The organism is Candidatus Nanosynbacter featherlites (genome assembly GCF_005697565.1).
GTDB lineage: Bacteria > Patescibacteriota > Saccharimonadia > Saccharimonadales > Saccharimonadaceae > Nanosynbacter > Nanosynbacter featherlites.
In genome coordinates, this window is the sequence record NZ_CP040004.1 from 724,407 (window position 1) to 740,901 (window position 16,495).

Genomic DNA, 16,495 nt, shown 5'->3' on the forward strand with positions numbered 1-16,495 from the left:
AAGACTATTATAACATTTATCTAGTCGATGACTCGGGAGGATTGCTTGGTGATTAACAGATGAGATATAAGAGGTATGCCAAGCAACTCGCCGGCACGTTTGAGCCGATTGGTCGTTTCTATGTCAGCCTGGCTTGGTCTCATACTCCCGCTCGGATGATTATGCGCCACGATGATCGAGGCCGCGCGGTCGGCGATAGCGTCGGCGAAGACCTCGCGCGGGTGCACTAAGCTGGCAGTTAGCGTGCCGATGGTCACCACCCGCTTGGCAATCAAGCGATTCGCGCCGTCCAGCGTCAGACAGACAAAATATTCCTGCTTTTTGTCGCGAATGTCGGCCAGTAGCTCGACGGCCTTTTCTGGGCTATCGATGATTGGCTGGTCGCTGTCCAGCAAGTACCGCTGCGCCAGCTCCAAACTCGCCAGAATCACCGGGATTTTCGCTTCGCCCAAACCAACCACGCTACGCAGATCATCATACAAAACATCACCACCTTTTTGACGCAAAATTTTCAGCACTTCGCGTGCAATTTTACCGACATCCGCCTGTCTATTACCGCTACCAATCACCGCCATCAGCAGCTCCAAGTCGCTCAGCCGCGCCGTACCGTAACGCGCCAATTTCTCGCGTGGACGATCATCAGGACGGCGATCATGCATTTTCATCATACACCCCACACCTTCATCAATAACGTCACGGTTACCACCGCCCCAGCAACATAATTCAGCCACAAGAAACGTCGCCAGCCGGCCCGTGCATTCGCTGAATCTTTATCATGAATTCGCACGAACGGCAGCAGGTTAATAATATATAAGCCGCCTGCGACTGCCACTGGCCATGCCGCCACGCCCAGGCACGCCACCAACCCGACCGCTGCCGCGTACAGCACTATCGCCAGCCACACCGTCGCCCGCGCACCAAACACCGTGGCAATGGAGCGAATATTGGCTTCACGGTCAGGAATAATATCCTGCACCGCACCAAACGCCTGACTAGCCATACCCCAGCAGAAAAACGCGACAGCCACCAACCACCCCGCTTGTGTCGTGCCGACCAACGAATAGGCATAGAGTAATGGACCGACAAAATGTAGGCTCGACGTCACCGAATCCAACAGTGGCACTTCCTTAAACCGCAGCCCCTTCGCACTATATGCCACCACAAAAAACAACACCGCTGCCAGCACCGACGCACTTTGCCAATTACTCAGAAACACCAACGCCACCACAAACGGCAGGCATGATAGCACCGCCGACCACACGATCAACCGATGATACTTCCGTGGTGTCACCGCTCCCTCTACGCCGCCCTTGCGGGGATTTCGCATATCCGATTCATAGTCACACACGTCATTGATGCCGTACATCAGCAGATTGTACGGGCTGAGGAAGAATAGCGTACCAATAATCAGCCGTGCATCAACCACCCCGCCCATTACCACATAGCCCGCCGCAAACGGATAGGCCGTGTTCACCCACGACAGCGGCCGCGAGGTCATAAATAGTACCTTACACTTTTCTTTCACGATCCAGCCCCTTCCAAATCGCTGGCACAACTAGGCCGGCCAGTAGTGCATAAAACAAATCTTCAATCGGCGCTAACCCCACGCGTATGCCCAAAATTTTATCCGCAGGATAGGTAAACATGCCCAGGTAAATCAGTAGTGAATCAAACACAATCGTCGTCACCAGCAGTACCGCTAGCGTCGCCCACACCACACGGCCAAATGTCAATAATTTCCACCATGCCAGCACACCCAGCACCGTCGTCAAAAACAGTAGATTGAGTACTATATATGTCGCCATCGCTTTACTCCTGCCCGGTAAATTACCAGGCTAAAATAGCTCAAAAATAGCAAGAAGAACAATTCTTCCAGCGGAAATTCTGGGAATAAGTACACGCCCAACATGTATGGCGAATGCCCGCTGAGAAAGATGCCGAGCGAAATACCACAAATATCCCACACGATAAACACGCTGGTCATAATGAGCACCGTTAATACCGTACGGCGAGCATCATACCAGTAAGCTAGCCTATACCGCCAGTCCAGCACTATCATACCCGCAAAACTAAATATAATTCCCGCTAAGTACAGCCAACTCATATATCCTCCTTCGTGAGCGGTCCACGGCGGCGGTTTCCTGTGATGCGCTTGTAGGTCAGCTGGGCGCTAATCAGGCACATCGGCAAACCGATTCCCGGCAATGTTCCCGCGCCAACATAATACAGATTTGACACTTTTTTGCTGCGATTACGCGTACGGAACATAACGCTTTGGCTGAGCAAGTGCGACTCGCCACCAAAGGCGTTGTACTGCCAGGCATTAAATTGCTCACTAAACTGCTCTGGGCTGTAGATAAGCCGAGAAACAATTCGCTTTGGTAAATCTGATTCGCCGCTCATCTCGGTAAGAATCTTGACGATCTTCTTCACACACGCCGCTTCTTGCTGTGGCGTCAGCGTCACGCCTGCTGGTAGTGGCAATAGCACAAACAGATTTTCATGCTCTGGCGGAGCGAGCGATGGGTCAGTTTTAGTTGGATTACACACATAAAGCGACGCATGTTCCGGCACGGTATGGGTTTCGTAAATCGCCGCAAAGTTTTCGCGCCACTTGTTCACAAAGTAGAGATTATGGTGCTGCAAATTTGGTAGCTTTCCTTTGATGCCCAGCGCAACTAGCAACGCGCCTGGCCCCGGCTGGCGTTTTTGCCAATACTTTTCGGGGTAGCTTTGGGCAGCTGGCGGCAATAATTTGGTTTCAGTATGATGAATATCAGCTGCCGAAATTACCAAGTCAGCCGCAATGCGTTCGCCATTCATCAGTTCAATACCTGTGGCCTGATGACCATCCAGCACAATCTGCTTCACCGGTGAGTTATAGTGATATGCCACGCCCAAACTTCTTCCCAACCGCTCCATGCTGTTCACCAATTCCAACATTCCACGCCGCGGATAATACACACCGCTTCGAAAATCGAGATGACTCATCAGGCTATAGACGGCTGGGGCTTGAAACGGGCTGGAACCCAAAAATACCATATGATATTCGAGCAATTGTTTAAGCCGAAGATCTCGAAACCAGCGGCTAACATGTGCGTCCAGTGTCCGCCACACTAGCGGCAACATGGTTGGTAGCTGGCGCAAAAGTGGCCACTGTAACACATCACTAACCCGCGTGAAATTATTATATAGCGCGTGCTTCACCGCCACCTCATATATCTGGCTACTGCGCGTGACATAGCGCTGCAATTTTTTGCCCGCACCAGGCTCAATGGCTTCAAAGGTTGTCATGTCTTTATCAACATCACCCTGAATGATCAGTGGATCATAGCCTTCGCTCCACACTTTGTAGCCGGGCGAAAATCGCACCAAGTCGAGCTCTGTTTTGGCTGATCGACCAAACAATTGATAATACTGCTCAAAAATCTCTGGCATCAAATACCATGACGGGCCAAGATCAAAGGTAAATCCGTTTTGCTTGACCACCTGAATCCGGCCACCGGCTGACGGGTTCTTCTCGTACACCGCCACCTCGTACCCTGCTTTCGCCAGCAAATTTGCCAGCGCCAGCCCGCCATATCCTGCGCCAATAATCACCGCTTTCTTCTTCATAATCCCACCGCTCCTCGCGCGAATAGTACAGACTTCACACTGTTCGGCACCCGAATGCGCCGCGCTTTAAGATCGGCAACTGATGCATTCTGCAGCCGCTGAAACAGTGCTTCATAATATATTACACTGGTATGCACTGCTCGGCGGGCAGTTGACGGAAGTTGCTGCACACTCGCTTTGGCTACGGCAAAATCCGCCGCAATATCCGCTTCGATGGTCCGCTTGCTGGCATCACTAAACGATAGGTAATCAACGCCCGGAAAATACATCCGCCCCAAAACTTCGTGATCTGCCTTCATGTCACGCAAAAAATTCACTTTTTGGTAGGCCGCACCCAAATGGCTGGCACCTTCACGCAACTGTTCATACTGAGCCGCATCGCCTTCAACGAACACCTTGAGACACATCAACCCCACCACTTCCGCCGAGCCGTAAATATAGCGTCGGTATGCCGCTTCATCATATTCCATGGTCGTAATATCCATCCGCATACTTGCAAAAAATGGGGAAATTAGCTCTCGCTCGATACCGTACTTTTGGGCCGTGAGAGCAAAAGCATGAACGATTGGATTGGTCGAATAGCCCTGCTTGCACGCCTGGTAAACCACTGCTTCAAAGTTGTCGAGCTGAGCCATCGCATCATCGCCACGGTACGTATCGACAATTTCATCCACTAGCCGCACCATGCCATAGATCGCGTAAATATGCGGCCGAATGCGTGACGCCAACAGCCAGCTGCTCGTCGAAAACGAAGTCGAGTAGCGCCGCATTAATCGCTCTGCCAGCTCATAGCTTACCTGCTGGTATAGCTCCATCAACAGCACCATCCTTGCATGATACTAATCATACCCTAATGATATACCAAACCATCCAATAAAACGACCATTTGCCAAACGTTATTTTCTGATAACGACAGGCGATGGTAATTGGACCTAGTTTTATTCTATACGGACATTGCTTGACAGTTGGATCTTCCGTCTGAGGGGTAGGCGTCTTATTATCAATCTGTATGGTCTTAGATCTACCAACATACCCGTCGGCTTTCATGCCTGTCACGGTAATCGTTCTCGTTGTTGATATATCTACATCAGTGATGTCAAGTTGTCGCTGCTCGCCAACAGCCCAGCCCAGATTATTGTCATCCAACCTGATCAACCAACGCGAAGACAGCTCGTCAACCGGTTGCCAATTGAGTCGAATTGTCGCCTTATTACCATTTCGTTCAATAATTTTTGCCGAAACCTGAGGTGCTCCAGGACCAACAGGTAAATTAGGTTTTATGCCAACTTTAACAGGTGCCGATATGTTTGACACCGTGTCGTTACTGGCACTTATTCGCACTTGCATGACGCCATCAAATTTTTCATTATAGACATGACTGGTGACTGGACTTGTTGTCGTTTGATCAATCTTGCCATCACCATTAAAATCCCATTCGTACTTTGTGATACTACCATCAACGACGTACGAATCACTGGCATCAAAGGTAATTTCCTGGCCAACCTCCGCATAATATTCACCTATTTTCAGTTTGGCATTCGGACGATTCTTGATTTTAGTTAAGGCTTTTGTTAATGCGCCAATTGTGTCATTCTCGCCGCCACTGACAACGACCTGGCCCGAGGTTTGTTTAGCGACATCTGCGTACGAATTCACCAGATGATGTTCCACAACCGGATACACATTTACTGGATCAATCTCCAGCGAGCGTTTAGCTACAGCCGCCACCGTTGAGCCGTCAACTCTATCCGGCTCGTGATAGCCAGCATCAGTCAACAGAATGATTGCTTTTGTCGCTCCCTTCTGCCACTTCATCTCATTCATCGCCACCATACTAGCATGCAACGCCGCCTCTGGTGTGTCACCACCACCATCAACTGAAATGCTATCAAGCTTGGTAAGCAGGTCGGTAGTATCCGATTGTAAATCTGATAATTTTTTAGCAGTATATTCATCACCAGCGTCACGATACACAACCAATCCAACTCGCCCGTTCATTTCTTTGATCTTCGAGCTATAATTTCTGATGAACGTTTTCATCTGATCAATATATGGACGCATCGACCCGGTGGTATCCAAAACAAACACTACGTCAGTTCCCGTCGTGCCCATATTATTATTTGAACGCTTGTCATTGATTATTGGACCGTCTTGCGGAGTAGACTGAATAGCCTTATTTAACCGAATAGCCGCCTCAAATACACCATCATCGATTGGCCCATTGGTATTAGCATACTTACCATGTCCATCCGTATCCCAAGCAAATTTTGAGCTACCGCATACATAATCATGACCGAGACACCATAGTCCAGTTTTTACATTATCTTCGTCTGGCAAAAACGGTTTTCGCGCACCAAGGGCACCGTTATCAACAAAACAATTAGCAATTTCCCGGCGATAGGTTGATAACTTTTTCTTAAAGCACGCTGGCGGCAGGATACCTTCACCCTCTGGCAAATATAATTTAGGATCGCCGAACAACATCGTAAAGACTATCTTCTGCTTGATGTCAGATGATATGCCAGGCAAGGTCTGTCCAACCACCTGCGCACCCTGTGAGTAACCTCCCAAAATGAAAAACTCTTTGGGACATTTGCGGTGGCGAGCAGTTAAATAGGTGTTCAATTCTGCGACACCTTGATTTACACTTTTGCCATAATCATGTTTCATACCACCACTCATCTTGGCGCCAATGGCGTTGCCATTCATAAGATCACTAACATTAACCGCCGGGTACTGGTTGCCGCCGTAACTTTCGCTGCCTAGTTCGTAGAAATTGAATTTGGATTTATCACCAATCCTAGACAATAACTGACTCCTAAATCGTGCCGCTTCACCTTTATCTTGACCAACCTCCTGACCAGAGCCTCTAGCAAATATCCCCGTAACCAGCGTACATTTATTATTAACATTCTCTGCCGCAGCATTAACGTTAAAAGCAACTAGATTGACAATTATAGCCGCTACAAGTGTATAGCTTATTACAGCTCGCTTCTTCATAAAGACTACCACCCCATCATCTTAATAATTAACAGTTCATACTTAAAATAATTTAATCAATATTATCAACAAATCCCCTTTCTCTTACCGTTAGTCCTATACTCGTCATATCATCACGACGTGAAACATTTATTCTATACTGATAGCCATTTCTTTTTCCACTAAATTCACAAACGTCAAGGTTCTTATCCTTACATCCATCCTCTATCTCCAGTAATTTATCGTTATTAGTAAACTTCTTAATATCATCATAGTTTATAAAATCCTTATATACCCATACTTTATACACTTCTGGACAGTTTCCCATCAAACATAAGAACTGTGGCGGAACTACTTCATACTTAGCCTGCTGCCACCCCTCAAGTGGCTTAAAACTGTCAGCCACCGCCTCAATATCTTTCGTACTACCTCGCCAGAGTACCAAACAAATCACTAGTCCAGCCAAGACTATCAAGCTGATAACTATATATGATACTATTTTCCTAATATTAATTTGTTTACCACTATTCATCTGGTCCTCCTTACAATCAAAAGACGCCCCAAAGGGCGCTTGAAAACTAAAATAATTTGCATATTGACTGGCGGTGCATAATCACAAACCATATGCGGTTATTATAGCTTATGGTTTTTATAATGTCTATTGTATGCTCAGCTTATTTTCGTTTGTGTTATAAACAACATGTACCGCCACCACTCCAACCAACTTCGTTAACCATGAAACGACGCTGGCGCTACCAGTGGTCGGGGTTTTACTGTCTTCCGGATTCAATCGACTATCATCCGTCCATAAGCCCAATGATGGATGATGTTTGACAATCAGGAAATCATCCGCGGCATTTACTTCGCTGTCATAACCATACCCATCAGCCACATCGTCAGTCATCAAATCATCTCGCTCGCTCAGTTCTGTTTCTGTCACCTCAGCCACCCTGTCAATGACAATAGACACTTCTTGCTCTTCAGACAAATCACCACTTTGTTCTGCGTCGCTACCGTCCATAACCATAGTCTCGGGCTCATCACTTCCAAGCCACAAGCCGTTTTCTTCCGGTGTTATCGTAATTACATTATCCTGCTTCTCACGAGGCAAACCATATTCCTCTGACATTTGTACCGGCGCCTTGTCTAATGTAGCATTAGACGCTGGTTCAATAGCTGATGAAACAGGAACCATACTCCGTTCCACCGGCTCATGGTCATCCTTGGTGATTTCGGGCACTGATATTACCTGGATATTATCCAACGGCTCCACAGGCTCAATTTCAATCTCATCAGCCACAAAAACTTCCGGCTCATCAATTTCTTCGCTTGCCACAATCGTCGCTTCCGTTAACGGCTCCGTTGTCACTGCCTCAGTCAAAGTCGCTTCTGGCTCCGCCACTGACGACTGTTCAACAAAGAATACCACATTCTCCTCGGCCCACACTTCTTCGTCACTATCACAGGAGCACCTCTCCATCACCGCATCGTCAAGCTGCTCAACTGGGGAAGTCGGCGTTTCATAAACCGTCTGATCCACTGCTACTTCCTGACCGCCACCCTGCAGTGGATCGGTCCAAAGTTCATCCTCATCAACAATAGTCTCGACAGGAATAACTGGAGTCGGTGCTTCTGGCTCGATTGCGGCATTCTCCGTCGGTACCACTTCCACCACCTCGTGCGCTACTGGCATATCAACAACAACAGGTTGTGTTGAGTTATGATCAACCGCGGGCTCCTCACCATATTCAACATAATCTTGAATTGGCAACGTCATGACTGCCGGCTGGTCAGGTTGCTCCTTTACTGGCACTGACACCTCCACCGCAACCACTTCTTTGGCAGGTGTTTCATGTTTCGCATCTTCCATCGGCACATTGACTGATGCGTCCGGCATCTGGACAGAGGGTTCCTGCTCAGTAGCTGGTGGTGCGCTCTTTTCTTCTGGCTTACTCACCATATGATAGCTATTGTCATAATCTCCTGCATGATCGACGGTGGTATTATCTGGTGGCGTTTCTCTTGATGGTATCTCAACCGGTGAAGTTGGTAATGAACTATCAACCGGCTTCACTGTTTCAGCTGACTTTGGCTCTTTTACCTCAATCTGCGGTGACGCTTGAATATCACTCACTACCATATCGGCAAAATCGTCACTTACCTTGTTCACATCCTTGACAGCAGGCGCGACTGGCTCAGCTTCAACTGCCATTGGCGTTGGCAAAACCACTGTGTCTTCCGGCGTTAATTGCTCGCTCATCTCAGCCAGTTCATCAAGAACAGGATTGGTAGCTTGTGGCTTTGCCGCATAATCATCTACTCCCGCATCCTTCACAACTTCAATGGTAGTCTCCGCTGCCTTAAAATCTTCCTCATCATGAACATTACTCGTCTGCTCTTTAGAGCCGTCATCTTCTGTTATATTTTCACCATCCAAAACCACCCCCATCACCTCAGGACTTGCCGTTTCCGACACCTCTTCAGTTTGACCCAAGTTGCCAGCCTCATCAGTTTCTGGCACCACCTGCGCCCAAACGATTTCACCTGGCGCTTCGTCCTCTCGGAGTAATTGCTCCAAGGTGCTCAGCTGCTCTTCGGGCTGAAGGTCATTATTTTTCTCCATCATTGCGGCTTGACGATCTTGACATAGCCCTAAATTGACACAACCAAGGCACGCCGCTGTACCAAAGTTTCGGCAACGCTCAGGATCAATCGGTGCAAAGTCTTCTTTTGTGTCGTCATCAGACATAGCAACATCAAGCTCCGCTTTACCACCAGCCACCGCCACCAAGTCAAACTGACTCACACCATCAGTCACCGCTTCATCAATACCAGACGAAAAATCCTCACCCTCACTACCATCTCTCAGCGACGAAAACACATCAAAACCATCACCGTCAATTCCTGTTGGTGATAATTCTACTGTAGTCGTCGCCCCAATCATTGCTCAAAAAATGTCTCCGTTGAAATATGTGATTCGTCGACGCCAGCGGCGGTTAGTTTTTGCCAAACATCGCGCACAAACGGCAAACTTCCGCAGACCAGAAAGTGCGCATCGTCCGGCGTTTCAGCGACGATTTTCGCCACCTCAAACCGCCCGTTCCGCCAGCCGTCTTTTTCCTCAATCTGCTGGCAAGTACTAAACTTATTGACCCGGATGGATGAGGCCGCTAACTCCTCTGAGAACACCATGTATTCTGGCGATTTTTGGCTCAAATAGAGAAAAGTCGGCTGCTTGGCGCCCGCCAAAATACTCCAAATCGGGCTGAGTCCACACCCCGCCGCGATGCCGACTAGCGGCCGCTCAGTCTGCGGATTGAAATCGCCGTATGCCCGGCTAATGTGCAGCCTATCACCAACCTGGCGCGAACACAAATAGCTCGAGAATTCGCCGCCCACATTTTTCACGGTAATCGACATCAATTCCTCATGCGGACGCGAGGAAATACTATACGCCTTACCTTCGCGCACCTGGCTACCCCCGATGAACACTGTGATATATTGCCCCGCCATAAAGTCAAACGGCCGCACAACATACAGCGTCGTCACCTCTGGGTTTTCCTGACGCACGCGCACAATTTCGACAGTTAGTGAATCACGCATTCTTCAACATACCTTTCCATTATTTTTTGGGCGGCTCTAAACTCTTCGTCGGTAAAGGTGTGGTAGTTGGCAAATTTTGGACTAATGGTGGTACCAGTGCGAAAATGTTGCAGAGCAAAGCGCTTGGCGCCTTTGACTAGCTCGCCAATCTTTTCAAAATCCGCTACCTCCAGCTGCTCGCGAACGATGGTCGTCCGAAATTCATGGCCGATCCCTGAGTCAATCATCAGCCGCACATTGTCTTTGATTGCCGCTAGATCAATCGGCCGGGCCGCAATCTCCACGTATTTTTCCAGCGGCCCCTTGACATCCATGGCGATGAAGTCAATCGTCCCCTCCTCGACCATACTGCGCACCATGTCAGGGTGTGTACCGTTGGTATCCAGCTTGACATCAAAACCGAGGCTCTTGATCATCCGGCACAGCACCGGCAAATCCTCGTTGACTGTCGGCTCGCCGCCAGAAATCACCACGCCGTCTAGTCGACCAATGCGCGATTTTAGGAATATCATCGCTTCCTCAACCGGGATGCTCGGCGCCAAGCGTTCGGGCAACACCAGCTCCGGATTATGGCAATAGCCGCAGCGCATATTACAGCCAGAGAGAAACAGCGCTGCCGCCACGTGTCCTGGATAGTCCACCAGCGACAGCTTCTGAATCCCGCCAATCGATACCTTAAGCTGGGACAGCGACGGTGTTGACTCGCTGGTGTTCGGCGGCATCGTCATAATGCTCCCTCATGTCAAATTCAGCTTGCTTGCCCTTGTTCCACTGGGACGTCGGACGCAAGAAACCAACCACGCGTGAGTAAATTTCAGTCGTTTCATTACAGCTTGGACAGGTTGGATGCTCACCAACCAAATAACCGTGATTCTTACAAATGCTGAAGCTTGGGCTGAAGGTGAAGTATGGCAGTTTGTAGTTTTCACAAATCGTTTTGACCAGTTTTTTCAGCGTCTGCGGATCATCCATGCGTTCACCCAGGAAGAAGTGAATCACTGTACCGCCCGTGTACTTAGTCTGCAAATTATCCTGCAAATCCATCAGTTCAAACAGGTCGTCAGTGTAGTTGACCGGCAAGTGGCTGGAGTTGGTGTAGAACGGATGTTTAACTTCCGCACCCAAACCATTGGCAAAGTGCGCTTGGTCAGGGAAGCTAGCCTTGTCGAGCTGCGCCAAGCGGTAGGTTGTACCCTCAGCTGGCGTTGCTTCTAGATTGTAGTTGTTGCCCGTTTCTTTCTGGTATTTCACCAAGCGGTCGCGCATAAAGTCAAGCGTTTTCTCGGCAAACGCCTGACCCTTTTCCGTGCCAATGTCAACACCCAGCAAGTTCAACGCCGCTTCGTTAGTGCCAATCAAACCGATGGTTGAAAAGTGATTTTTCCAGTATTGGTTAAATCGCTGCTTAATGTTGCGCAAGTAAAACTTAGTGTACGGATAAAGGTTAGCGTCAGTCAATCGCTCCAGGACCTTGCGCTTAGTCTCCAGACTATCTTTTGCCATATCCATGAGTTCGCCTAGGCCCTTGAAGAACTCTTTCTCATTCTTTGACTTCAGCGCCAAACGTGGCAAGTTGATCGTCACCACACCAACTGAACCAGTCATTGGGTTTGAGCCGAACAGTCCACCGCCGCGATATTCCAGCTGGCGATTATCGATGCGCAGGCGACAGCACATCGAGCGCGCGTCCTCTGGATCCATGTCAGAATTGATGAAGTTTGAGAAGTATGGAATGCCGTATTTAGCACTGGCCTCCCACAGGCTTTCAATCACTGGATTATCCCAGTTGAAATCCTTGGTGATATTAACCGTTGGGATTGGGAAGGTAAAGACTCGGCCGTTAGCATCACCCTCAGACAACACCTCTAGCAGCGCCTTATTCAGCATATTCATCTCTTCTTGATATTCGCCGTAAGTAGTGTCCTGCATTTCACCACCGATGATCACTGGATTGTCAGCCATGTGCTTTGGACACTCGAGATCAAGCGTAATATTGGTAAACGGTGTTTGGAAACCAACTCGTGTTGGCACATTGACGTTAAAGACGAATTCTTGCAGCGCCTGCTTCACCTCGTCGTAGTTCAATTTATCAGCGCGAATAAATGGCGCCAGCAGTGTATCAAAATCAGAGAATGCCTGAGCACCAGCTGCCTCACCCTGCAAGGTGTAGAAGAAGTTTACCACCTGGCCCAAGGCTGAGCGGAAATGCTTGGCTGGCTTGGAGGCCACCTTTCCAGCAACACCCGTAAAGCCTTCTTGCAACAGATCAGTCAAGTCCCAACCAACACAATACACACTGAGGAGATTTAGGTCGTGAATATGCAAATCACCCTCTTTGTGTGCCTGACCAATCCTTGATGTGTAAATTTTGTCCAGCCAGTAAGTCTTCGTAACTTCCGCCGATACGTAATTATTCAACCCCTGTAGGCTGTAGCCCATGTTGGAGTTCTCATTCACCTTCCAGTCCAGGTTACCAATATATTGATCGATTAAATCAACATGCGCGTTAGATGTAATTTCGCGCAATTTTTTGTGCTGGTCACGGTAGATGATGTAGGCCTTGGCGGTCTTCTTAAACTTAGAATCAATCAGTGCATCTTCGACAATGTCTTGGATATCTTCGACGCCCGGTAATTGTTTTTGGTTGCGAGCTTCCAGTACCGCCAATACTTTTTCGGTCAGTTCCTTGGCTGTTTTTTTGTCAAATTCGCCAGTCTCCAAGCCCGCTTTTTCAATGGCTTTTTCGATTTTTTTGCGATCAAATTTGACGGTGCGACCATCACGTTTTTTGATTGATTTGTACATACCCCTCCTTATTATGACAACAACAAACAGACCCCAACCTCCCCAAGGGGTGCGTGTTGCAAAAAACGTTATTTATTTTCTAAAAACACCATATATAGTGCTTAATATAGAATATACACGCGATATATAGCGTCTGTCAACGAAAATACATTGTATTATTTACATGTGAGACGCGGAAGATGTTGTTCCCTCTGATGATGCCAAAACGTCGCGGTGAATCATATCAATAATTTCTGCCTGAACCAGCTTCTCGCCAATTCGCTACTCACCTGGCACACCTAAAATATCTTGGTCTTTCCACCACTGGCGCATTTCCGATTCGCCAAATTCATGAGCGTTTGGCTTCGTGGCGTGGCGGCGCACCGTTTCCTTAAACGATACGTCAAAATAATAAATCAATTTTTCGCCCTGAAAATCATTCAGCAGCTGGTGCAGCATCGTGCCGTATCTTTTATTGCTCAAAATACCTTCCAAAATCACCGCATAACCAACGTTATTGCCGTACATGCATAGATCGTAAATCAGCTGAATCGCCGGGTTGCTTTCACTATCTTTCACGCGAAGCATTTCCCGCCGCACCATATCCTGCGACACCAGCATCGCGCCGTAGCCTAGTTGACGCTGGAGTAGGCGCGCCGTGCTGGTTTTACCACAGCCAGAATTACCGCGGAGAATGATTAGCGGATGAGAAGTAATCACGTGCACTCCAGCAAATCATAAGCGGTGGCCGCTGACAGCGCCTGCATTTGACGAAGAGTATCGCCCGGCTGGAGCGGCGGTTTGAGGCTGCGGATGAGATAAAAACCGACAAATGCCGCTAACATCTCCACATTAAGTTCGTCTAGCCATGGTGTTACATCCTGACCATGCCGCGCCATGTCGACCAGAAACTCCGTCGCCCCAGACCTTCGCGGTGCATAGGAAGCCCAATTCCAATCAACTAATTTCAACTCACCAGTTTGCATATGAAATGCTAAATTATCACTGCGAAGATCAGAATGGTTAAAGCAATCTTCTGGCTGTTTGGCAAATTGTTTAGTACGTACCGAAATATCTGCTAATTCATCACTCCTGCTCAGTAACTCCATCATCTTCTGGCAGCACCGCTGATTGGCTTCTGATTGCTCCGGTAATAATGTTCGGTAGTTATCAATTAGCTGACGGCGAATATCAGCCTCGGCAATAATCTGGTCAATGCCGTCATCCAAGCCAAGCTCCGCCGCTACAAATGGTTGCAACTGCAGTTCCTCAATCACCTTATATGGTAGCTCTGTTTGTTCCAGTTCACGAGCCGCCGTCACCACCGCTGAAATATACCGCTTGGCCACAGATTTTTCCGCTGGCGGCCGCCACAACCAGCCGTCAGCTGACGCATAACTGGTTGTCATCAGCACATATCCATCACCAGCCAGCGTAGTCCAGTCAGCCACATATTGCGGGTGAAGTTTCTGTAATAACCGCGTCACTTCATAGTCTTTTTTCAGCCAAGCCAATTCCCGCTCGCCGTCGTCCGGCAGTAAATCAACATCAACCTCTTTAACAAAAATTGTCTTATCGCCCGCCGACACCAAGGCGCGGCGATTGCGCGAAAAGCCGCCGCTCACTGATGCAATTTGTAAATCAGATACATCGACACCGAGCTCCGCTGCAGCACATTGCAATGATCTGTCGGTCAGCAACTTATCAGGGCGAGGCAAGGTTTCCATATGGAAATTATAACATTTACCATATACCTGTTCTATTGCGCCATATAATCAAACAGATCTATGTCAGTCATATAACGTCAGTTTCCTGAATTACACTCCCGTATCTCGCCGATAAAAGCCAATCGCTGCCACACCAAGCGCCGCTAAGCTCACAAAGATTAAGACTATCAATTTTCCTAGGTCTAATCCATCCATCAAACTGCCCGGAATGTTGTAGTAATGGATCAGCGACCAAACGTCGTAATCTTTCCAGCTTTCAATCAATTTAGCAGTAATCGACAGGGCGTACATTGCTAGAAAAAGCAGGCTGCCAACGCCAACAGCCAGCCCGCGCCGGCCCGTCACCGCCTGGGTGACAAAGGTGAGACTACCAAAACTAAGGCCCAAAAGCCACAAGCTCACACAAGCCCCAGCAACATGTGTGAGATTTGGATGAAAATCAAACAGCGGACCGATGAGTGCAATGGTCGCCAACAACATCACTGGAGGAATCACCAACAATCCCGCCATCGCCAAATATTTTTGTAGTACAATCATTACGCGATTCCGCCGGCTGGCGAGCAATAGTTCGAGCGTTCCCGAATCTTCTTCTCGACCAATTACCCCAGCGCCGAAAATAATCGCTGTAATCACCACGCCGACCATCGCCACCAGTGGAAACAGCTCAATACTCAGCCAACCTTCTGGCGTGGTACCAATCGCCAAATCGCCAACCACCGCTTTCATCCCAGCCGGCATCATGTCGATGAACGGACTTAGTTGATCGCTAAATTTATTGAACAACGCTGAAAACAATACTGCCACAACGCTAATGCCAACACCCAAAAACAGCGGCAATCTGTAATTTTGCCGTACCGTCTGCCACATCATCGCTTTACCTCCTCGCCTTCATAATACCGCATGAATAATTCTTCCAATTCTAGTTCTGATTCGCGCAGGACTTTTGGTTTATGTTCGGCGATGAATGAAACAAACTCTGCCGCGTCACCTTTGACAGTGAATTCGTATTCGTCACCGCGGCGTTGAACATCGGTGATGGATGGCAGTTTTCTGGCTGCCGCCAGGGACGGTTTTTTAGCAAAGGTCACAATGTAGCGGTGAGTCGCCAGATGTTTCATGGTCGCGATAGGTTCAATAGCAATCAATTTTCCATCACGAATAAAGCCAGCGCGGTGGCAAATTTTTTGCACTTCAGTCAGATCGTGGCTACTGACAAATACCGTCGCGCCTTGCTCGGAAACTTCGCGCACCAAATCGTAAAACACTTGTTTCATCAGCGGATCCAACCCGCTGGTCGGTTCGTCCAAAATCAGCAATTTTGGTCGGTGCATAAAGGCCTGAATTAGACCAATTTTCTGGCGATTACCCTTGGAAAGCTGGCGGATCGGTCGATCCAGTACCGCCTCAAAACGCTCAGCCAGCTCATCAACATACTTCCAATCAACCTTCCGACCTATCCGCGCCAAAAACTTTAGCAATTTTCGGCCAGTCATATTTTCATATAGCGCAATATCGCCCGCCAGATAACCAACCTGATCATGAAGCACCGTTCGTTCCTCGACACTCTGTCCGCCCAGCAACTCTACCCAGCCATCCGTCGGCCTCAAGAAATCCATCACCGACCGAATCGTTGTACTTTTACCCGCACCATTCGGCCCGAGAGAACCAAATACTTCACCTTCGTATAGCTCCAACGACACATTGTTGACTGCTAGTTTGCGGCCAAAGCGCTTGGTAAGTCCGTGTAATATCAGCGGTGAAGTATCACTCATAACGACTCCTTTTAG

General features: G+C 48.5%; 16 protein-coding genes. All 16 read right to left on the reverse strand.

The annotated features are described in order from the left end of the window. Positions 1 to 20: 20 nt before the first annotated feature. Positions 21 to 668: a RadC family protein gene (gene radC / locus FBF37_RS03750; protein WP_236861238.1), complete on the reverse strand. Its 648-nt coding sequence runs from the start codon at positions 666 to 668 to the stop codon at positions 21 to 23. Then, positions 665 to 1,525, reverse strand: a complete 861-nt coding sequence (locus FBF37_RS03755) for a prenyltransferase (protein WP_236861239.1) — start codon at positions 1,523 to 1,525, stop codon at positions 665 to 667. Before FBF37_RS03755 ends, radC begins: the two co-directional genes overlap by 4 nt. Further along, the gene (locus FBF37_RS03760) at positions 1,509 to 1,805 is read right to left on the reverse strand and encodes a lycopene cyclase domain-containing protein (protein ID WP_138079612.1); all 297 of its coding nucleotides are present in this window, start codon (positions 1,803 to 1,805) and stop codon (positions 1,509 to 1,511) included. Before FBF37_RS03760 ends, FBF37_RS03755 begins: the two co-directional genes overlap by 17 nt. After that, positions 1,790 to 2,104, reverse strand: coding sequence for a lycopene cyclase domain-containing protein (locus FBF37_RS03765; protein ID WP_138079614.1), 315 nt, complete (start codon positions 2,102 to 2,104; stop codon positions 1,790 to 1,792). Before FBF37_RS03765 ends, FBF37_RS03760 begins: the two co-directional genes overlap by 16 nt. Next, positions 2,101 to 3,615, reverse strand: coding sequence for a phytoene desaturase family protein (gene crtI / locus FBF37_RS03770; RefSeq protein WP_138079616.1), 1,515 nt, complete (start codon positions 3,613 to 3,615; stop codon positions 2,101 to 2,103). The genes FBF37_RS03765 and crtI overlap by 4 nt, the downstream gene beginning before the upstream one ends. Then, the gene (locus tag FBF37_RS03775; protein WP_138079618.1) at positions 3,612 to 4,442 is read right to left on the reverse strand and encodes a phytoene/squalene synthase family protein; all 831 of its coding nucleotides are present in this window, start codon (positions 4,440 to 4,442) and stop codon (positions 3,612 to 3,614) included. Before FBF37_RS03775 ends, crtI begins: the two co-directional genes overlap by 4 nt. Positions 4,443 to 4,458: 16 nt before the next feature. After that, entirely contained in the window at positions 4,459 to 6,615 is a 2,157-nt protein-coding gene (locus FBF37_RS03780; RefSeq protein ID WP_138079620.1) for a cutinase family protein, read from the reverse strand. Positions 6,616 to 6,667: 52 nt separating this feature from the next. Next, complete coding sequence (locus FBF37_RS03785) at positions 6,668 to 7,126, reverse strand: hypothetical protein (RefSeq protein WP_138079622.1); 459 nt, start codon at positions 7,124 to 7,126, stop codon at positions 6,668 to 6,670. Between the two features lie 126 nt (positions 7,127 to 7,252). Further along, positions 7,253 to 9,538 carry a hypothetical protein gene (locus FBF37_RS03790; RefSeq protein WP_138079624.1) on the reverse strand — a complete coding sequence of 762 codons (2,286 nt, stop codon included), beginning with the start codon at positions 9,536 to 9,538 and terminating at the stop codon, positions 7,253 to 7,255. After that, positions 9,535 to 10,197, reverse strand: a complete 663-nt coding sequence (locus FBF37_RS03795) for a ferredoxin--NADP reductase (protein WP_138079626.1) — start codon at positions 10,195 to 10,197, stop codon at positions 9,535 to 9,537. Before FBF37_RS03795 ends, FBF37_RS03790 begins: the two co-directional genes overlap by 4 nt. Further along, the gene (locus FBF37_RS03800) at positions 10,182 to 10,925 is read right to left on the reverse strand and encodes an anaerobic ribonucleoside-triphosphate reductase activating protein (RefSeq protein WP_138079628.1); all 744 of its coding nucleotides are present in this window, start codon (positions 10,923 to 10,925) and stop codon (positions 10,182 to 10,184) included. The genes FBF37_RS03795 and FBF37_RS03800 overlap by 16 nt, the downstream gene beginning before the upstream one ends. After that, a complete protein-coding gene (locus FBF37_RS03805) occupies positions 10,873 to 13,002 on the reverse strand; it encodes a ribonucleoside triphosphate reductase (protein ID WP_138079630.1) in 2,130 nt (709 codons plus the stop codon). The genes FBF37_RS03800 and FBF37_RS03805 overlap by 53 nt, the downstream gene beginning before the upstream one ends. Before the next feature lie 261 nt (positions 13,003 to 13,263). Beyond that, positions 13,264 to 13,707 carry an AAA family ATPase gene (locus FBF37_RS03810; RefSeq protein ID WP_236861240.1) on the reverse strand — a complete coding sequence of 148 codons (444 nt, stop codon included), beginning with the start codon at positions 13,705 to 13,707 and terminating at the stop codon, positions 13,264 to 13,266. Continuing rightward, positions 13,698 to 14,708: a hypothetical protein gene (locus FBF37_RS03815; protein WP_138079632.1), complete on the reverse strand. Its 1,011-nt coding sequence runs from the start codon at positions 14,706 to 14,708 to the stop codon at positions 13,698 to 13,700. The genes FBF37_RS03810 and FBF37_RS03815 overlap by 10 nt, the downstream gene beginning before the upstream one ends. A 90-nt stretch (positions 14,709 to 14,798) precedes the next feature. Then, on the reverse strand, positions 14,799 to 15,578 hold the full coding sequence (locus tag FBF37_RS03820; RefSeq protein ID WP_138079634.1) for an ABC transporter permease: 780 nt from the start codon (positions 15,576 to 15,578) through the stop codon (positions 14,799 to 14,801). Continuing rightward, complete coding sequence (locus FBF37_RS03825) at positions 15,575 to 16,480, reverse strand: ABC transporter ATP-binding protein (protein WP_138079636.1); 906 nt, start codon at positions 16,478 to 16,480, stop codon at positions 15,575 to 15,577. Before FBF37_RS03825 ends, FBF37_RS03820 begins: the two co-directional genes overlap by 4 nt. Between the last annotated feature and the right edge of the window lie 15 nt (positions 16,481 to 16,495).

Bases quoted from the DNA above. Each gene is read 5' to 3' on its own strand.
- FBF37_RS03805 (WP_138079630.1), bottom strand. From the start codon at position 13,002: ATGTACAAATCAATCAAAAAACGTGATGGTCGCACCGTCAAATTTGAT.
- radC (WP_236861238.1), bottom strand. From the start codon at position 668: ATGATGAAAATGCATGATCGCCGTCCTGATGATCGTCCACGCGAGAAA.
- FBF37_RS03775 (WP_138079618.1), bottom strand. From the start codon at position 4,442: ATGGTGCTGTTGATGGAGCTATACCAGCAGGTAAGCTATGAGCTGGCA.
- FBF37_RS03795 (WP_138079626.1), bottom strand. From the start codon at position 10,197: ATGCGTGATTCACTAACTGTCGAAATTGTGCGCGTGCGTCAGGAAAAC.
- crtI (WP_138079616.1), bottom strand. From the start codon at position 3,615: ATGAAGAAGAAAGCGGTGATTATTGGCGCAGGATATGGCGGGCTGGCG.
- FBF37_RS03800 (WP_138079628.1), bottom strand. From the start codon at position 10,925: ATGACGATGCCGCCGAACACCAGCGAGTCAACACCGTCGCTGTCCCAG.
- FBF37_RS03765 (WP_138079614.1), bottom strand. From the start codon at position 2,104: ATGAGTTGGCTGTACTTAGCGGGAATTATATTTAGTTTTGCGGGTATG.
- FBF37_RS03815 (WP_138079632.1), bottom strand. From the start codon at position 14,708: ATGGAAACCTTGCCTCGCCCTGATAAGTTGCTGACCGACAGATCATTG.
- FBF37_RS03820 (WP_138079634.1), bottom strand. From the start codon at position 15,578: ATGATGTGGCAGACGGTACGGCAAAATTACAGATTGCCGCTGTTTTTG.
- FBF37_RS03780 (WP_138079620.1), bottom strand. From the start codon at position 6,615: ATGAAGAAGCGAGCTGTAATAAGCTATACACTTGTAGCGGCTATAATT.
- FBF37_RS03785 (WP_138079622.1), bottom strand. From the start codon at position 7,126: ATGAATAGTGGTAAACAAATTAATATTAGGAAAATAGTATCATATATA.
- FBF37_RS03825 (WP_138079636.1), bottom strand. From the start codon at position 16,480: ATGAGTGATACTTCACCGCTGATATTACACGGACTTACCAAGCGCTTT.
- FBF37_RS03760 (WP_138079612.1), bottom strand. From the start codon at position 1,805: ATGGCGACATATATAGTACTCAATCTACTGTTTTTGACGACGGTGCTG.
- FBF37_RS03790 (WP_138079624.1), bottom strand. From the start codon at position 9,538: ATGATTGGGGCGACGACTACAGTAGAATTATCACCAACAGGAATTGAC.